The sequence below is a fragment of the Bartonella sp. B10834G3 genome (assembly GCF_016102505.1).
Classification (GTDB): domain Bacteria; phylum Pseudomonadota; class Alphaproteobacteria; order Rhizobiales; family Rhizobiaceae; genus Bartonella; species Bartonella choladocola.
This window is the reverse complement of the sequence record NZ_JACFOM010000001.1, coordinates 556,244-573,712: the sequence shown is the minus strand read 5'-3', so window position 1 is coordinate 573,712 and position 17,469 is coordinate 556,244. Positions and strand designations below refer to the sequence as shown.

Annotated in this window: 12 protein-coding genes and 1 pseudogene; 11 read left to right on the top strand and 2 right to left on the bottom strand. The window is 46.6% G+C overall.

Annotated elements, in window-relative coordinates; genetic code table 11:
- Positions 1-104 precede the first annotated feature (104 nt).
- From H3S94_RS02515 to H3S94_RS02500, 4 genes are all read left to right on the top strand, one after another.
- On the top strand, positions 105-1,211 hold the full coding sequence (locus H3S94_RS02515; protein WP_075869757.1) for a microcin C ABC transporter permease YejB: 1,107 nt from the start codon (positions 105-107) through the stop codon (positions 1,209-1,211).
- The gene (locus H3S94_RS02510; protein WP_077990670.1) at positions 1,211-2,371 is read left to right on the top strand and encodes an ABC transporter permease; all 1,161 of its coding nucleotides are present in this window, start codon (positions 1,211-1,213) and stop codon (positions 2,369-2,371) included. The genes H3S94_RS02515 and H3S94_RS02510 overlap by 1 nt, the downstream gene beginning before the upstream one ends.
- The gene (locus H3S94_RS02505; RefSeq protein ID WP_198240189.1) at positions 2,368-3,993 is read left to right on the top strand and encodes an ABC transporter ATP-binding protein; all 1,626 of its coding nucleotides are present in this window, start codon (positions 2,368-2,370) and stop codon (positions 3,991-3,993) included. Before H3S94_RS02510 ends, H3S94_RS02505 begins: the two co-directional genes overlap by 4 nt.
- A 563-nt stretch (positions 3,994-4,556) precedes the next feature.
- Positions 4,557-4,790: a hypothetical protein gene (locus H3S94_RS02500; RefSeq protein ID WP_198240188.1), complete on the top strand. Its 234-nt coding sequence runs from the start codon at positions 4,557-4,559 to the stop codon at positions 4,788-4,790.
- 111 nt (positions 4,791-4,901) lie between these two features.
- Here H3S94_RS02500 and H3S94_RS02495 read toward each other — a convergent pair whose 3' ends face one another.
- A complete protein-coding gene (locus H3S94_RS02495; RefSeq protein WP_198230556.1) occupies positions 4,902-5,669 on the bottom strand; it encodes a molybdopterin-synthase adenylyltransferase MoeB in 768 nt (255 codons plus the stop codon).
- 98 nt (positions 5,670-5,767) lie between these two features.
- Between H3S94_RS02495 and gshB the strand changes: the two genes are divergently transcribed.
- The 7 genes and pseudogenes from gshB to H3S94_RS02460 all read left to right on the top strand — a co-directional run.
- A complete protein-coding gene (gene gshB, locus H3S94_RS02490; RefSeq protein ID WP_198240187.1) occupies positions 5,768-6,706 on the top strand; it encodes a glutathione synthase in 939 nt (312 codons plus the stop codon).
- Positions 6,707-6,848: 142 nt separating this feature from the next.
- Positions 6,849-7,898 carry a substrate-binding domain-containing protein gene (locus tag H3S94_RS02485; protein ID WP_198230558.1) on the top strand — a complete coding sequence of 350 codons (1,050 nt, stop codon included), beginning with the start codon at positions 6,849-6,851 and terminating at the stop codon, positions 7,896-7,898.
- 56 nt (positions 7,899-7,954) lie between these two features.
- A complete protein-coding gene (gene pstC, locus H3S94_RS02480; RefSeq protein ID WP_198240186.1) occupies positions 7,955-9,439 on the top strand; it encodes a phosphate ABC transporter permease subunit PstC in 1,485 nt (494 codons plus the stop codon).
- Positions 9,436-10,728, top strand: a complete 1,293-nt coding sequence (pstA, locus tag H3S94_RS02475) for a phosphate ABC transporter permease PstA (protein WP_198240185.1) — start codon at positions 9,436-9,438, stop codon at positions 10,726-10,728. The genes pstC and pstA overlap by 4 nt, the downstream gene beginning before the upstream one ends.
- 68 nt (positions 10,729-10,796) lie before the next feature.
- Positions 10,797-11,555: a phosphate ABC transporter ATP-binding protein PstB gene (pstB, locus tag H3S94_RS02470; protein ID WP_149867540.1), complete on the top strand. Its 759-nt coding sequence runs from the start codon at positions 10,797-10,799 to the stop codon at positions 11,553-11,555.
- A 17-nt stretch (positions 11,556-11,572) separates the two neighbouring features.
- Positions 11,573-12,295 carry a phosphate signaling complex protein PhoU gene (gene phoU, locus H3S94_RS02465; RefSeq protein WP_198230560.1) on the top strand — a complete coding sequence of 241 codons (723 nt, stop codon included), beginning with the start codon at positions 11,573-11,575 and terminating at the stop codon, positions 12,293-12,295.
- A gap of 1,067 nt (positions 12,296-13,362) precedes the next feature.
- A pseudogene (locus H3S94_RS02460) lies at positions 13,363-14,130 on the top strand (cell wall hydrolase); the annotation flags it as partial.
- 779 nt (positions 14,131-14,909) lie between these two features.
- On the opposite strand, the gene H3S94_RS02455 reads toward H3S94_RS02460, so the two are convergent.
- Complete coding sequence (locus tag H3S94_RS02455; protein ID WP_198240183.1) at positions 14,910-17,279, bottom strand: membrane-bound PQQ-dependent dehydrogenase, glucose/quinate/shikimate family; 2,370 nt, start codon at positions 17,277-17,279, stop codon at positions 14,910-14,912.
- Positions 17,280-17,469: the final 190 nt, after the last annotated feature.

Here is a 17,469-nt window from a genome sequence, read left to right as displayed (position 1 = left end):
TTACCATAAATGTTCCAGAATAGGGGTTCAATTGAACGCACCGGTTTGATTCGCATGTTGCGGGTGTAACAAAACTCATACCGGAAAAAGGATGAAAGAAACATATGGCGGCCTATATAGCGCGGCGTTTGCTGCTGATTATACCGACATTGATCGGCATTTTAACGGTGACATTTGTCATTGTGCAATTTACTCCCGGTGGTCCTATCGAGAATATTATTGCACAATTGCAAGGGACCGGTGGCGATGCCATGGGGCGGGTTGCCGGCGGTGGTGGCGATCTTGGGCTTTCATCGGAGGTAACGTTTCAGGGTAGCGACGCGAGTGCAAAATATCGTGGTGCACGCGGCCTTGATCCGGAATTTATAGCAAAACTCGAAAAGCAATTCGGTTTTGATAAACCGCCGCTTGAACGTTATTTCACGATGTTGTGGAATTATATCCGTTTCGATTTCGGGGATTCCTATACGCAAGGGCGTTCTGTCGTCGATCTTATCAAAGGTGCCTTGCCGGTTTCGATTTCTTTAGGGCTATGGCAATTGTTGATTTCTTACGCAATTTCCATTCCTCTCGGTATACGCAAGGCCGTCAAGGACGGCTCCACATTCGATATATGGACAAGTGCCGTTATCATTATTGGCTATGCAATACCGAGTTTCCTGTTCGGTATTCTGTTAATGGTGCTTTTTGCCGGAGGGTCATTTTTCGACTGGTTTCCATTGAGCCATTTGACATCGGAAAATTTTGATGAATTGTCGCTCGGCGGCAAAATTCTGGATTATTTCCACCATCTTGCTTTGCCACTCACAGCCATGGTAATTTCGGCTTTCGCCACGACAACATTGCTGACCAAAAACTGTTTTCTGGAAGAAATCAGAAAACAATATGTAGTCACCGCACGGGCAAAAGGTTTAAGCGAACACGCGGTTCTTTACGGGCATGTCTTCCGCAACGCCATGCTGGTTGTCATTGCAAGTTTTCCGGCAGCTTTCATTGCGTCATTCTTCACCGGATCGCTGCTCATTGAAATGCTATATTCGTTAAACGGAATGGGGCTTTTAAGCTATACATCCATTGTCAATCGTGATTATCCGGTCGTGTTCGGTTCGCTCTATATTTTCTCGTTGATCGGGCTTGTTGTCAGCCTGATTTCCGATCTTACCTATATGCTTGTCGATCCGCGTATCGATTTCGAGAAGAGGGACGTTTGATGAGCGAGCAACCTTCCGGACAGACAATCGACGTGGCAAAGCCAGCAAAACCCCGCCGCAACAAAAGGCCGTTTTTGTCGCCGCTTAATGAACGGCGGTGGAGAAACTTCAAGAAAAACCGTCGCGGCTGGTGGTCGTTGTGGATTTTCCTTATTCTTTGCCTGTTTTCTTTTGGTGCCAATTTCATTGCAAATGACCGACCGATTATCGCATCCTATAAGGGCGAGCTGCTTTTTCCGGTGCTTTTCGATTATCCCGATTCCAAATTTGGCGGCGTCCTTGCAACGGTCGATTTCCGGGAAGATTATATCAAGAAAGAAATCAACGAACATGGCTGGGCAATATGGCCGCCGGTGCATTATTCCTATGATACAACAGTCGGCAACAAGCCTGTTGCGCTGGCTCCGCCATTCTGGCTCCAAAGTAAAGACGAACGGTGCAAGAATTACGCTCTTGGTGCAAAGGATCCCGAATGCACAATCGGAAACTGGAACTGGCTTGGTACAGATGACCAGACACGTGATGTTTTTGCGCGTGTGCTTTACGGCTTTCGTGTTTCCATATTGTTTACGGTTATCTTGACGGCGGTTTCTTCGATTATCGGCATTGCTGCCGGTGCAGTGCAGGGATATTTCGGTGGTTGGGTCGATCTCATTTTCCAGCGTTTCATCGAAATCTGGTCTTCGGTTCCCGCGCTTTATCTCATCATTATTATGGCGGCGGTTCTTGCCCAAGGCTTCTGGGTTCTACTGGGAATTATGTTGCTGTTCCAGTGGGTGGCGCTGGTTGGCGTCGTGCGTGCGGAATTTTTGCGGGCCAGAAATTTTGAATATGTCAATGCAGCAAGGGCGCTGGGTGTGCCGAATATCACGATCATGATACGCCATCTTCTTCCCAATGCCATGGTTGCAGCACTTACCTATTTGCCGTTTTTGTTGACAGCCGGTATCTCGACTTTGACCGCGCTTGACTATCTCGGTTTCGGTTTGCCTCCGGGGTCGGCCTCGCTTGGAGAACTCATGCGGCAGGCGGCAACCAATCTCAACGCTCCGTGGATTGGCATTACCGGCTTTGTTGCTATTGCGGTCATGTTGTCGCTTCTGGCTTTCATCGGTGAAGCCGCCCGTGATGCTTTCGATCCGAGGAAGACATTCCAATGACAGCTTTGCTCAGTGTTCGCGATCTTTCAGTGATGTTTCGTCAGGATGGCAAGGAAACACTTGCCGTCGATCACGTCTCGTTTGACATCAATTCCGGTGAAACACTCGCGCTTGTCGGCGAGTCAGGTTCGGGAAAGTCTGTAACCGCGCTTTCTATTCTGAAGCTTTTATCCTATCCGATGGCAAGCCACCCTTCAGGCGAAATCCTTTTTGACAATAAGGATTTGATGAAGCTTGATGAAAAATCTTTGCAGAAAGTTCGCGGTAAAGACATTGCAATGATTTTTCAGGAACCGATGACTTCGCTCAATCCCCTTCACACGGTCGAGCGGCAGGTAAGCGAGGTGATGAAAGTTCATGAAGGCATGTCGGATAAAGACGCTCGCCAACGCACGATCGAGCTTCTCACTCAAGTGGGAATCCGCGAGCCGGAAAAACGTTTGTCGTCATTTCCCCATCAATTATCCGGCGGTCAGCGCCAACGCGTTATGATTGCAATGGCACTTGCCAATAATCCGAAACTTCTTATCGCCGACGAGCCGACAACCGCACTTGATGTGACAGTGCAGGCGCAAATTCTCGAACTTCTTGAAAAGCTCAAGCAAGAGCGTTCGATGTCGATGCTCTTTATTACCCATAATCTCGGAATTGTGAGGAAATTTGCCGACCGTGTTTGTGTGATGACCGGCGGAAAAATTGTTGAAACAGGAAAAACCGCCGACATATTCAGTCATCCGCAACATGACTATACCAAAAAACTGCTTGCCGCAGAGCCGAAAGGAAACCCGCCGAAAGCCGATAAAAATGCTCCTGTTGTTATGGAAGGGGAAAAGGTCAGAGTCTGGTTTCCGGTTAAAAAAGGTTTTTTCCGCCGCACGGTCGATTACATCAAGGCGGTTAATGATATTGACGTGACCATACGTGAAGGACAGACATTGGGCGTTGTTGGCGAATCCGGTTCGGGAAAAACCACACTGGGTCTCGCGCTCACCCGTATGATTTCTTCACAAGGCCATATCCGTTTTAACGGGAAAGATATTGAACATTTTTCCTTCAAACAGATGCGACCTTTGCGCCGTCATATCCAGATTGTTTTTCAGGATCCGTTCGGCTCGCTGTCGCCAAGAATGTCGGTCGGTGAAATTATCGCCGAGGGGCTGCTCATTCACGAGAAAAACCTGAATTACGAAGAACGCGATGAGCGAGTTGTGCGCGCTTTAGAAGAAGTCGATCTTGATCCTGAAACGCGCAATCGCTATCCGCACGAATTTTCCGGTGGTCAACGCCAACGTATTGCAATTGCCCGCGCCATGGTTCTCAATCCGCGTTTTGTGATGCTCGATGAACCGACATCGGCTCTTGATATGAGCGTTCAGGCACAAGTGGTCGATTTGTTGCGCACTCTTCAACAAAAGCACAATCTCGCCTATCTCTTTATCAGCCATGATCTGAAAGTTGTCAAAGCATTGGCCAATGATCTTATTGTCATGAGAAATGGTCAAATGGTTGAACATGGACCGGCAGAAGAAGTGTTTTCATCACCGAAAACCGAATATACCAGAGCTTTGATGAATGCCGCTTTCGATTTAAGCGTCGATAAGAATGACATTGCCGACGCTTGATATTTATCAAGCTTGAATGCATGCGAGCAAAGCAAAAATTCAATTTCTGCTTATAAAAACTGAAGTGCAGTTTAAAAACTGAAGGGCAGTTTTTTGTTGTGCATTTTTAAGTCATTCAGCTATTTGATCGGCCAGTTTTGCGATTGGCCAAGTTTTTTGATTGGTCAAGTTTTTTGGTTAACCAGTTTTTAGGTCGTCCAGCTTTTTGCTTGGAAAAGTTTTTTGGCCGGTCGAGTTTCTGCTTTCACATATTTTGAAATTTCCTTGTATTTTCTTTGAGTGAAATAAAAATTGTGGCAATAAAACATCAGCAGAAACGCCGAGGCGATAGTGCATTACTTGGCTGGAATAGCTTCAGGAAATAACAATTATCAAAACTATTTTTGTTGAACAATTCGCATAAGAGAGGATTTACGGGGTTCAAAACCGGCAATCTTTGGAGGGGTTTTGCAGAAGTTTTGAAAGAGCATCAGAGCCTGTGAGCGAAATAAAGTTTATAGTCTTGAAAAGTTTTTGATCCGCTCAATGTCTTTTAGCTGTGAGATTTTCAGGAGAAAGACATTATGACAAAAGCACATAAAAATGGGCATAAGTCACCCGAACATAAAAACAAACCAGAAAACAGGCATGAGCGCCGTCACGAGACCATGCCGGATGGCACTGCCTATAAAACCAATGAAACGCTTCTCGATGCGGGTAATCTTGAAGATTATAATGGCCCATTATCGGATTCCGACAGTCCATTATTGGAAAAGAACATTGCATCCGATGATTTGTCGACCGACAAACAGAAATAGTCCTTTCAGATTAATTGGTCCCGACATTCAAAATCGTTCGACTTTATTAGAAAGACGGGGGCAAAAAATACGTGCTTCGAGAGGCATTGTTTTAAAAGAACAAACCGCGTTTTATTTTTGTGTCGACGTTCTTTTTTTATAGCGGATTGTCTCGAAACGGGCTGATAACCCGTCGTAAAGGAGCAGCCTTCCGACAAGCGGTTCACCGCAACCGGTGATGATTTTTATGGCTTCCATGGCTTCTAACGAACCGATAACACCGGGAAGAGCACCGATCACGCCGGCTTCTGCACATGTCGGTATAACACCTTTGGGTGGCGGGGTCGGAAAGAGATCGCGATAGGAGGGATGTTCTCCGCCAAGATAAGGCATGAGTACCGTTAAAGAGCCGTCAAAACGCCCGATTGCACCGCTGACAAGCGGTTTTTTCAAATTTTCGCAACTATCGGCGAGAAGATAACGGGTGGTAAAATTATCCGAACCATCAATGACAAGATCGAATTTGCCGATAATTTCGGCAGCATTTTCTTCCGTCAGTCTTAAGGGATAAAGGTCGAGTTTGACATGCGGGTTGATCGCTTCGAGCGTTTCGGCAGCACTTTCAGTCTTTTTTTCGCCGATTGCCGAAGTTTTGTGGATAACCTGCCGTTGCAGGTTTGAAAGCGAAACCACATCATCGTCAATAATGCCGAGAGTGCCGACACCGGCGGCCGCAAGATAGGTTAAAACCGGCGCTCCAAGCCCGCCCGCACCGACAACCAGCACTTTCGCAGCTTTAAGTTTCTGTTGACCGGCACCACCGATTTCCGGCAAAAGAATGTGGCGTGCATAGCGCTCTATTTCTTCCTTGTTTAATTTTTCATCTGGTGCTTGCGTCATGTCTTAACCCTTGTCATATTTTATTCCTATCTAGTGACTCATGGTACGATTGACCAGCCCGCTTTGATTACCCGCTTTGATTATATGAGGCAAATCTTATGAAAATAGCTATCCAGATGGATCATATCTCGACCATCCATATTAAGGGAGATACAACATTTGCTCTGGTATTGGAGGCGCAAAGGCGGGGACACGAACTGTTCCATTATACACCCGACCGGCTTTCCATGTTGAATGGAGAGGTGACTGCCCGTATCGAAGCGTTGAAAGTGCGGGATGAGGAAAACAATTATTACGAATTGGGTGAGGCAAAGCGCACACCGCTTCAACAAATGGATGTTGTTTTGCTCAGGCAGGATCCACCATTCGATATGAATTATATTACGACCACGCATATTCTTGAACGGATAATGGATAAGACTTTGGTCGTGAATGATCCGAATTGGGTGCGCAATAGTCCTGAAAAACTCTTTGTTACTGAATTTCCCGATTTGATGCCGGAGACGCTCATCACCCGTGATGTTGAAGAGGTCAATGATTTTCGCTCCGAATTCGGCGATATTATTATCAAACCACTTTATGGAAATGGCGGGGCAGGGGTTTTCCTGTTGAAAAAGGACGACAAGAATCTCGGCTCGCTCCTTGAAATGTTCAACAAACTTTATCCGGAAGCTTTTGTCGTGCAACGTTATCTGAAAGATGTGAGTGCCGGTGACAAGCGCATCATATTGATTGACGGTGTGGCGGTGGGAGCCATCAATCGCGTTGCCGCCTCGACCGATGCCCGTTCCAATATGCATATTGGTGGCAGAGCAGAGAAAACGGAATTAACCCGCCGCGACCTTGAAATTTGCGAACGGATTGGCCCGTCATTGAAAAAACGCGGTCTTCTTCTCGTCGGAATCGATGTCATTGGCGATTATATGACAGAAATCAACGTCACTTCGCCAACCGGTATCCGCGAACTGAAACGTTTTGGTGGTGCCGATGCTGCAAAAATTTTCTGGAATCATGTGGAAAACAAAATAAAAGGTTGAAAAAGCCAATATAAAGATAGTCAAAAATCGCTTTAGACTGTATGAGGTATTCGTCAGAATACTGTAACAAGCATTATGAGAGAAATAACAATCCATTGTTAGTCTTGTTAAAAAAAGCTGCCGGTAGTCCATGGGTGCGTGGATGAGCAGATTGCTTCCAACAGTTGCGGGCCTGATACTGGTTACCGCCTGTTCTTGCAGCACCGCTAATGCGCGCGATTATATTCAAGTGTCCGGCTCATCGACAGTTTTGCCCTATGCCAAAATAGTTGCAGAAACATTCGGTGAAATTTTTACCAATTATCGTACACCTGTTATAGAATCAGGTGGTTCGGGTGCGGGTATCAAAGAATTTTGCCGCGGTATCAGCGAAAATACCATAGATATTGCCAATGCTTCCCGACCGATGAAAAAAACCGAATTGAAAGCCTGTTTTGATGCCGGTGTCACGGAAGTCGAAGAAGTTCGCATCGGCTATGACGGGATTGTTTTTGCAAGCGATATTCACGGGCCAAATCTCGATTTGACGCCTGTCGATATTTATAAGGCATTGGCATCAAAAATCGTTGTTGACGGGAAGCTTGTTGAAAATAAATATAAAAAATGGAGCGAGATTGACCCGAAATTGCCCGATTGGGAGATCAACGCATATATCCCCGGCGAAAAACATGGCACAAGAGAAGTTTTCGAGGAAAAATTGATGACTGAAGGCTGCAAACAAAGTGGCGCGGCCGAAAGCATGAAAACTCTTTCGATGGATGACAAGGCGGTCACCGCCGCTTGTATAAGCATTCGCAAGGATGGAAGGGCTATCGATATTGATGGCGATTATTCGGAAACTCTTGCCCGTGTTATGTCGAATAAAACAGGGATCGGGGTTTTCGGACTGGCATTTTATGAAAATAATGCCGACAAGCTGAAAGTTGCGACCGTTAATGGTGTTACCCCGAATGTTGACACGATTTCGAGCGGAAAGTATCTGGTTTCCCGTCCGCTGTTTTTCTATGTCAAGAAAGCCCATTTGGGGGTCATTCCGGGTATGAGAGACTATGTCGAATTTTTCTTGTCTGACCAGATGATCGGGCCGGATGGTCCGCTTGCAGATTATGGCCTTATTCCCGCGCCTGATAGCGAACGGGAAGCGCAAAGGGCCGCATTCGAGAGTGGAACCGTCATGTCAATTGACAAATGAAGTGAGCAAACGCGGGAAATTCCCGCGTTATTTTTGAAATAAAACCGGAAAATGGAATGTCCATATCACTATTAATCTTGGTTATTTTTGCTCTTGGCATAGCCGGGTTTGTCATTTCGGGAAAGCGTGCCGCTTCAATCGAGAAACAAGGCAAAAAATTGCATTCGCGGCCATATTATTTTGGCTGGTGGACATTTTTGTTGACCGTCGTTCCTGCTTTTCTCGTTCTTATATTGTGGGAATTGGGAAGTGCTGTCTATCTTGAAGAACGTGCTTCGACCGGATTGACCGAAATTATAAAAAGCGGAGAGACGTTAAATCACAGTTTGGCATTAAGCACGGTTGACAGCCTTACCCGCGCTTTTTCAGCCGCCAAAACCGACATTGCAGATCTTGATCTTAATCATCCGGCTTCCCCGCTCACTTATAAGGCATTAAGCGATGATATGGCGAAAAAAGGCATCATGCTGCCGAGTGAGGGAGCAGACAGCCTTATTCCGGTTGCCATAGAATGGTATAAAGGGGCGACGAAATCCCATTTCTATTGTTTGATTGTCACATTGGTTATTGCAATCGTCGGCCTGTTTTGCGGGATTTTTGGTGTAGGCGAGAAAAAACGCGCCCGCAACAAAGTCGAGAAGATGGTGTTTGCCGGTCTCGTTATTGCCTCTATCGTGGCTATTCTTGCAACCATCGGCATTTTCTTTTCGATGCTGTTCCAAACGATCAGTTTTTTCAAAGTTGTGCCGTTGTCGAATTTCTTTTTCGGTACTGTTTGGGATCCGCGTTTCAGCGCAAGCGGTTCGGCTGGTGCTGTCGGGCAATTCGGTTTGCTGCCGCTTCTGGCCGGTACACTTTATATCGCATTGGTTTCAATGATTTTTGCGGTTCCGGTCGGGCTTTTTGCGGCCATATACATGTCGGAATATGCGTCCCGCCGTGTGCGTGCAATTATCAAACCGTTATTGGAGGTTCTCGCCGGTATTCCGACAATTGTTTACGGGTTTTTCGCTCTGGTTACTGTCGGGCCGTTTTTACGTGATCTTTCAATTGCCATTGCTGGCGGACAAGGTTTCATTATGTCGCAAAGCATTTTGACTGCCGGTCTTGTCATGGGAATTATGTTGATACCTTTTGTATCCTCGCTTTCCGACGATATTATATCGGCAGTCCCGCAGGCTTTGCGTGATGGTTCATACGGGCTTGGAGCCACACAGTCTGAAACCATTAAAAAGGTTGTTCTTCCGGCAGCATTGCCGGGGATTGTGGGTGCAGTGTTGCTGACCGCGTCACGGGCTATAGGCGAGACGATGATTGTCGTTCTTGCAGCCGGTGTTGCTGCAAATCTGACCCTTAATCCGTTCGAGGCCATGACAACGATGACAGTAAAAATTGTCAATCAGCTCACCGGCGACCTTGAATTCAATTCGCCGCAGACATTGGTTGCATTTGCCCTCGGTATGACACTCTTTGTACTGACACTTTTGATGAATGTTTTTGCGCTTTATATTGTGCGTAAATATAGGGAACAATATGAATGAGTAACGTTGTTCAAACGCCAAGACGCGACATCGGTTTAAAGCGCCGTTATCGGGCGGAACGGCGTTTCCGCGCCTATGGGCTTTTAGCAATCGGGGTCGGGCTTCTATTTCTCGTTATTCTTTTGTGGTCGATTATCGCTCAAGGTTTGAGTGCCTTTCAGCAGACAACGATGACCTTGCCGGTCTATTTCGATGAACACATCATTGACCCGAAAGGCGAGCGGCTCACAAATCCCAAAGTTCTCATTACCGCAAATTATCCGCTTCTCGTGCGCAATACTCTGGCAGACAAGCTCGGCGTCGACAAGAATAACCATGGCGCAATGCGGGAACTCAACCGTATGATCTCAGGTGGTGTGCGTGTTGAAATACGTAAGCTTCTTGTCGAACATCCCGATTATATCGGCCGAACCCGAACGATTGATGTGTTAGCCGCCGCCGATATAGATTCAGCATTCAAAGGACAAATCGACCTTTCTGTTCCCGAACAAAATCGTAAAGTTACCGATCGCCAGATCGGGTGGATGGAAAAACTCGCTTCCGATGGCACGCTCTATAAAGCTTTCAATAAAGGGCTTTTTACATTCGGTGCTTCGAGCCGTCCGGAAACGTCAGGGCTTGGCGTTGCCATTATCGGTTCGGCTTATATGATGGCAATCGTGTTGATATTGTCTTTGCCAATCGGGGTCGCAACTGCGATTTATCTTGAAGAATTTGCCCGCCGCAGCAGGTTCAATGATATCATAGAGGTCAACATCAATAATCTTGCGGCTGTACCGTCTATTGTTTTCGGTTTGTTGGGACTTTCCATCTTTATCAATTTCCTGCATCTGCCGCGCGCCTCCTCAATTGTCGGCGGGCTGGTATTAACGCTCATGACGCTGCCAACCATCATTATTGCAACGCGTGCTGCTTTGCGGGCGGTTCCGCCTTCAATACGCGATGCAGCGTTGGGACTTGGAGCATCAAAAACGCAAACCGTTTTTGGTCATGTTTTGCCGCTTGCTTTGCCTGGAATTCTTACCGGTACAATTCTCGGTCTTGCAAGGGCTCTGGGAGAAACAGCGCCACTTTTATTAATCGGCATGGTTGCCTTTGTTGCAAATTATCCGGCAACTCCGATGGAACCTGCAACAGCCTTGCCGGTACAAATTTACATGTGGGCAAATGAACCGGAACGTGCCTTTAATGAACGCACATTCGGAGCGATCATTATTTTGATGGCGTTTCTCGCTATCATGAATATAGCCGCAGTATTGCTGCGCCGTAAGTTTGAACGGCGCTGGTAGAATAAAAGTTGAACATATTGATTTAGCGAGCCTGTTTTGGCTCAAGACGAAATAGGATTAGGTCGATAATGAAAATCAAGATGCGTGGTCAGGATGTCAAAGTGTTTTATGGCGCCAAAGAAGCTTTGCATGGTGTCAGCCTTGATATTCCCGAACATCAGGTTATGGCACTGATTGGCCCGTCCGGTTGCGGGAAGTCAACGTTTCTGCGCTGTCTCAATCGTATGAATGATACAATTGACGGGGCAAAAGTCACCGGCCTTATCACTCTTGACGGGCAGGATATTTATGATCCCGACATCGACGTTGTCGAATTGCGAGCCCGTGTTGGTATGGTCTTTCAAAAGCCCAATCCTTTTCCGAAGTCCATATACGAGAATGTCGCCTATGGGCCGCGTATTCATGGACTTGCCAAATCACGCAAGGAACTTGATACGATTGTTGAACAAAGCCTTGTCAAGGCCGGTTTGTTCGATGAGGTAAAAGACCGTTTGAACGATGCCGGAACCGGTCTATCCGGCGGCCAACAGCAACGCTTGTGCATTGCACGCGCCATTGCGGTCAGTCCGGAAGTTATCTTGATGGATGAACCCTGTTCCGCACTCGACCCGATTGCGACGGCCCGCATTGAAGAATTGATTGATGATTTGCGCGAGAATTTTACAATTGTTATCGTCACCCATTCAATGCAGCAGGCTGCACGCGTTTCGCAATATACGGCGATGTTCCATTTAGGAGATCTCGTTGAAGTGGGCGAAACCGAGATGATGTTCACATCGCCAAAAGAGCAACGTACACAAGATTATATTACCGGTCGTTTCGGTTAAATTCAGGGAGCACGCTTATGCCGATAAATCATACCGTCCGTTCATTCGATGAGGAATTGGGCTACCTTGAAGCAAAAATTGCGAAAATGGGAACTTTCGCCAGCGAGATGATCGAAGAAGCAGTCAATGCTGTCGTGAATAATGATCTGAACTTGGCTAAAAAGGTCATTTCCGATGATATGTTTCTTGATGAAACCGAACGCGAAATCGACGAAAAGTCGGTGGCGATTATTGCAAAACGCCAGCCAATGGCGGTGGATTTGCGTGAAATTATCGGTGCTATGCGCATTGCTGCCGATCTGGAACGCGTTGGCGATATGGGGAAAAACATTGCAAAAAGGGCGGCTGCTATTGTCGAAAGCCGGCAACCGGCAAGCTTGTATCATGGCCTGCAATCATTCGCGACATTGACGCTCAACCAGCTCAAGGAAGTGTTGGACGCTTATGCCAGCCGCTCGCTTGAACGGATTGATGCCGTGCGTAACCGGGATGAAGAGATTGACGCTATGTATACGTCGCTGTTTCGCGAGCTTCTCACTTATATGATGGAAGACCCGCGCAATATTACCGCTTGCACGCATTTATTATTTTGCGCCAAAAATATCGAGCGTATCGGCGATCACGCAACCAATATTGCAGAGACATTGCACTATATCATGACCGGCACTTATTTGAGCACGGATCGCCCGCGTGATGATATGACTTATAAAGTCGGAGCAGATGGAAAAGCCTCGAAATAGTGGCAGGCATAACGGGCATTTCGTCATAGAAACGTAGCTTTTTCGCGTTTTCAAAAATATCGATATTCCAAGGTGATGAATTCTTCGCCTTTTGGATGATGAATCCGTTAGCCTTATGTAAACACGCCATATTTCCAGCGGCATGAAATAATCCTGATCGAATTATGGATTTTCGTTATTCGGATTATGTTTTTCATTTTGAAATTGACAATCGGAACACTTTGTTCCCTGTTGGTACTTTCCTCGTTGAAAATTGGCTGACCAATGCCCGCAGCTACGAAGCGCACAGATGTCATGAAGATTGATCTTCACGATTTTTCCTTTCGCAAGACCGGCGTGAACAGAGCGGGCAAACAAAGTTTCCTCGACGACATTGGCTCATAAAGCCAACCGAAAAGGGTTAAGAGAAGAATGGTTACCTGCGAAAAACAGAGGGCACAGAAAACGATAAACAGGGTTGCCATAAGACGTTGAAAATTCGGCTCGGGACAAAAGTGTAAATTGAAAAAGCACGAATGAACCACGCGCAAATCGGCTATCAGACAAGTTCATGAAGGTTGAAAAAAACGAAAACAAAGGGCTGGGGAGAGCTTGTGAAATCCTGCTCAAAAGCGGGAAAAAGTGTTCACCGACGGGTGGCGCGGCCCGATTTTGCGACAAAATCCGTTTTATAGGCACAATTTGTCGTTTTAGCGTTAACAATTAGTGAACAGCTACAATGACATAGAAGCAGAAGAATAAGTCAGAATAGGCGATTGATCTTCCGCGGGCTGTCAGAACTCTAATATTTTACTTAATAAAAACAATGAGTTAATTTTATGTTCCGTATTCATTCCGGCGGTTTTGAATTTGCAGCATGAACCGGCATGATCGGGCGTGAAAAGCGCGCGGAAAAACGCGGTTAATTATTTTTAAAAGGTTTAAAGCGATAGTCTTTTACAAGGATTTCGGTTCAATAAACCGGTTCGCAATGGAGGCGCAAAAAGCATTGCCTTCATTTGGCCTTTTTTTGCCTTTGTTTTTACGGGTGAGAGAGAAAACGAAACTTAAGAATGGTATTTGATAAGATGAAAAAACTCCGTTGGGCAAGTACCGCTGCAATTTTGCTTGCACCGTTCATCGTTACAGGCTGTGCATCGACCCATTTCGGTTTCGGGCATAAAAATAATAAACAGACTTCTTTTCCCCTGACAGAGCGCACTTGCCTGATGCGGGCAATGTATTTTGAATCGAACCGTTCAAGCCGTGATGGTATGATTGCTGTAGGAACAGTGGTTATGAACCGTGTGAATTCGACAGCTTATCCAAAGACAATTTGCGGCGTTGTAGGCCAGCCCAACCAATTCGCTCCCGGTGTTTTGACAAAACCGATGACAGAGCCTGCTGCAATGGCGAGAGCGGGTGAAGCGGCCGATGCAGTGTTACGCGGCGAAAGGGCGAAAAAGAGCAAGAATGCCATGTTCTTTCACACCGCCGGTTTGACATTCCCTTATAAAAATATCCATTATGTTCAGGTTGCTGGCGGTAACGCATTTTATGAAAAGCGTGGGCGTGATGGCGAATTGCAAGTCCCGACCAATGACGCACCTTATGATGTCGCTTTTGCCTTTGCGCAGGAAAAGAACGGCAATGCACCGCAGTTCACAACGCCGGGGCGGGGTGCACAACCGGCAGCGCCGAAAGCGGTTTCAGAACCGGCACCTGCACTTCCGGTCAAGACAGCTCCGACAAGCGAGCCGGTGATGATTGCCCAAGCTCAACCTGTACCGGTTGAAGCCAAGCCGTTTTCATCACAGAAGAGCGTCGCTACTCATCAAACCAGTACGGTTGTAGCCGATGCAAAACCGGCCGTTTCCCATACAAAGCCGGTTGAAAAGGCTCAAGAACCTTATTTGCCATTCCAGACGGCTCCAACGCCTGCGCCAAAACAGGTTATGGTTGCCGATGCAAATTACAATTATGCTCCCAAACCTGCCGCCCGTTCGGTTGACCATACACAGACAGGTTCGACAACAGTTGGCTATCCCGCACCATCAAAAGAGAAAATTGACGAAATTGGTGCTCTGTTGCAAAAACAGAATAAAAACAAACGGTTTTGATAAATTGTCTGTTTGATAAATTGTCTGTTTGATAAATTGTCTGGAATAGTCTGATTGAAGGCACATTTTGCAAGCAACCTCATGTAACAAGCCCGCAATGAATTGCGGGCTTTTTTCATGATTTTTCGGCTTCACACAATTTTTGCCGGTTTGTTTTCTAACCATTGCTGCGGTTTTTAATCAGCATATGTTCAAAACGCTTGCATTCACCAGTGAATTTTTAAGAATATTTTTCAATGAAAAAATAAAACAACAATATTCAACTTACCGTTTTTATAGAATTTCTTAAATTTAAAAATAATAAAACAAACCAAATAAAAACAGATGATGAATATTGTTTTGTAATATTTAATTTGAATTTAACGTGTTGATCTGTTTTTTATTTTAAAAAATAATACCGGAAAATGTTTAAGAAAAACCCGCCACGCAAATGTGCGGCGGGTTCTATTTTACACGGTTCCAACGCTTCTGATATTCAAAACACGCGGGAACCGGAAAATCTTAGCTTTTTATGCCTAATCTTTCAAAGTATAGGCAATGACATAGTCTCCCCGTTTCGGATTTTGACGCGCACCACCTGCGGTAATGACAATATATTGTTTGCCGGTTTTTGGCGAAATATAGGTCATAGGGCCGCCCTGGCTGCCGACGGGCAAACGTGACTTCCAGATTTCTTTGCCTGTGCGGCTATCAAACGCACGCAAATAGAAATCCTGCGTTCCGGCAAAGAACACAAGGCCGGATTGTGTCGCTAAAGAGGGGCCAAGTGTCGGCATTCCGATAGGAACGGGCACGCCGAGTGCGATATTGAGCGGCCCCGTATCCCTGACAGTGCCAACCGGAACCTGCCAGACAATTTTGCGGGTTTTGAGATCAATTGCCGACATTGTGCCAAAAGGTGGCTTTTGGCAGGGTACGCCAAGCGGCGAAAGAAAGCGCATGCGCATAGCGCCGAAGGGTGTTCCGGCCATGGGGACAATGCCCATTTCAATGCCGGACGCACTTTCGGGAATATCTTTGCACTCGACAAGATAATTGGCAAGGCCGAGCCTCATATCATTGACGAAAACATAGTTCAATGTCGGATCGATCGAGACAGATCCCCAATTCATGCCGCCGAGTGAACCCGGCATTTGTAATGAATAATCAAGCCCCGGAGGGGTGAACACACCCTGATGACGCATTTTGGCAAATTCGATCCGGCATAGAAGCTTGTCGAATGGTGTCGTGCCCCACATATCGGCTTCCTTTAAAGTCGCATTGCCGAATGACGGCATCCCGATAGAGAAGCGCTGTGTTGGCGAATAACGTTCACCGGCAACATCACCCTGCGGTACCGGTTTTTCTTCAACATCCGCAATCGGTTCGCCGGTTTCACGGTTAAGCAGGAAGACCTCCCCCTGTTTGGTGACCTGAACAAGTGCCGGTACGATGTTTCCATCATCATCGGGTGCGTCAAGCAGGACAGGTTGTGCGGGCGTATCAAAATCCCAAATGTCATGATGGACAAATTGGTAATGCCAACGCACCTCGCCGGTTTTCACATCGACAGCCACAACGGAAGAGGAGTATTTGTCATCTTCGGCTGTGCGATAGCCGGCCCAGAAATCGGGTGTCGAATTGCCTGTCGGTAAATAGACAAGTCCGAGTTTTTCGTCATATGACATTGCCGCCCAGACATTCGGTGTTCCACGCGTATAGGTTTGCCCTTCCGGCGGAAGTCCATGAATATCGGGGTTACCGGGATCCCAAGCCCAGACGAGATGGCCATCTTTCACATCATAGGCTCTGACAACCCCTGGTGGTTCATCGGTCGAGAAATTGTCAGCCACGCGCCCGCCGACAATAACAACATCACCGGCAACAAGTGGTGTCGATGTTTGCTGGTAATAACCGGGTTTGACTTCCCCCATGCCGACTTTAAGGTCGACAGTGCCTTTATCCCCGAACTCTTCGCAAGGCTTTCCGGTTGCCGCATCAAGTGCAATGAGTCTTGCGTCTCCCGTTGGCAAAAACAGACGTGCCTGACAAGCCGTATCAGCTTTCACACCTTTGACCGGTTGCGTTTCATGATAACCCAAGCCGCGGCAACGTTGCCAGTTCGGTCCCGTTCCGTGAGGGTCGAACATCCAGTTCTGTTTACCGCTATCAACGTCGAATGAAAGCACCTTGCCATAGGCTGTACAAACATAAAGATTGGTGCCGATCTGGAGCGGGGTATTCTGGTCTTCTGCCCCTGAACCGTTACTTTGTGGAATGTCACCGGTATGGGCAATCCAGGCCACATCAAGTTTTTTGATATTGGCAGGCGTTATCTGGTCAAGGGCGGCAAAGCGGCTGCCATGATCGTCATTGCCCCAGCTTTTCCAGTCTTTTTGTTCATTAGCCGGTTGCACCGGTAATGCAGGCTTGGCTTTTTCTGCCGTATGGATAACATTTTTCGGTATAAACGAACTGGCAATTGTTGCCGCCATACCGATAAAGACCAAGCCGGCCAAAACAAGAGATGCGGAGCCTGCGATTTTCCCCTGTTTTTTTGCCATTGGTCTATAGGCAAGCAACACCAGAAAAAAAGCCACAGACAAAGCAAAGAGGTTGGAAAATTGCTGCCAGTAATCAAGCCCCGCTTCATGATAAGACCATAATGCGCTCATCACATAGATAAAAGCGAAGATCCATACACTGAAACGGTTAAGCCGGATCATGAACAAGCCCGACAGAAGCAACAGGATGCCGAGTGCTAAATAGTACCATGTCCGGCTGCCGAGATAAATGAGATACCCGCCAAGAAGAGTGAAATAAAGCCCCGCCGCTAATACCAGCAAGCTTAACAGAATAACCAGAAAAACGGTCATTCTCGAAGGGCCATTTTTGAACCTTATCATTTGAACTTCCCACTGATTGGAAATAAATTCGGGGTTTTTCAGATTTTTATTTTTGCAAATCTTTTGCATAAAGTTGAAACAGCGTCAATTCGGCACCCGTTCATATGAGTGTGATGAATGACACGTTTTTAATATAAAAATATAATAATATGTTATAGATCAAGTGGTTTTATTTAATTATTATTTAAAA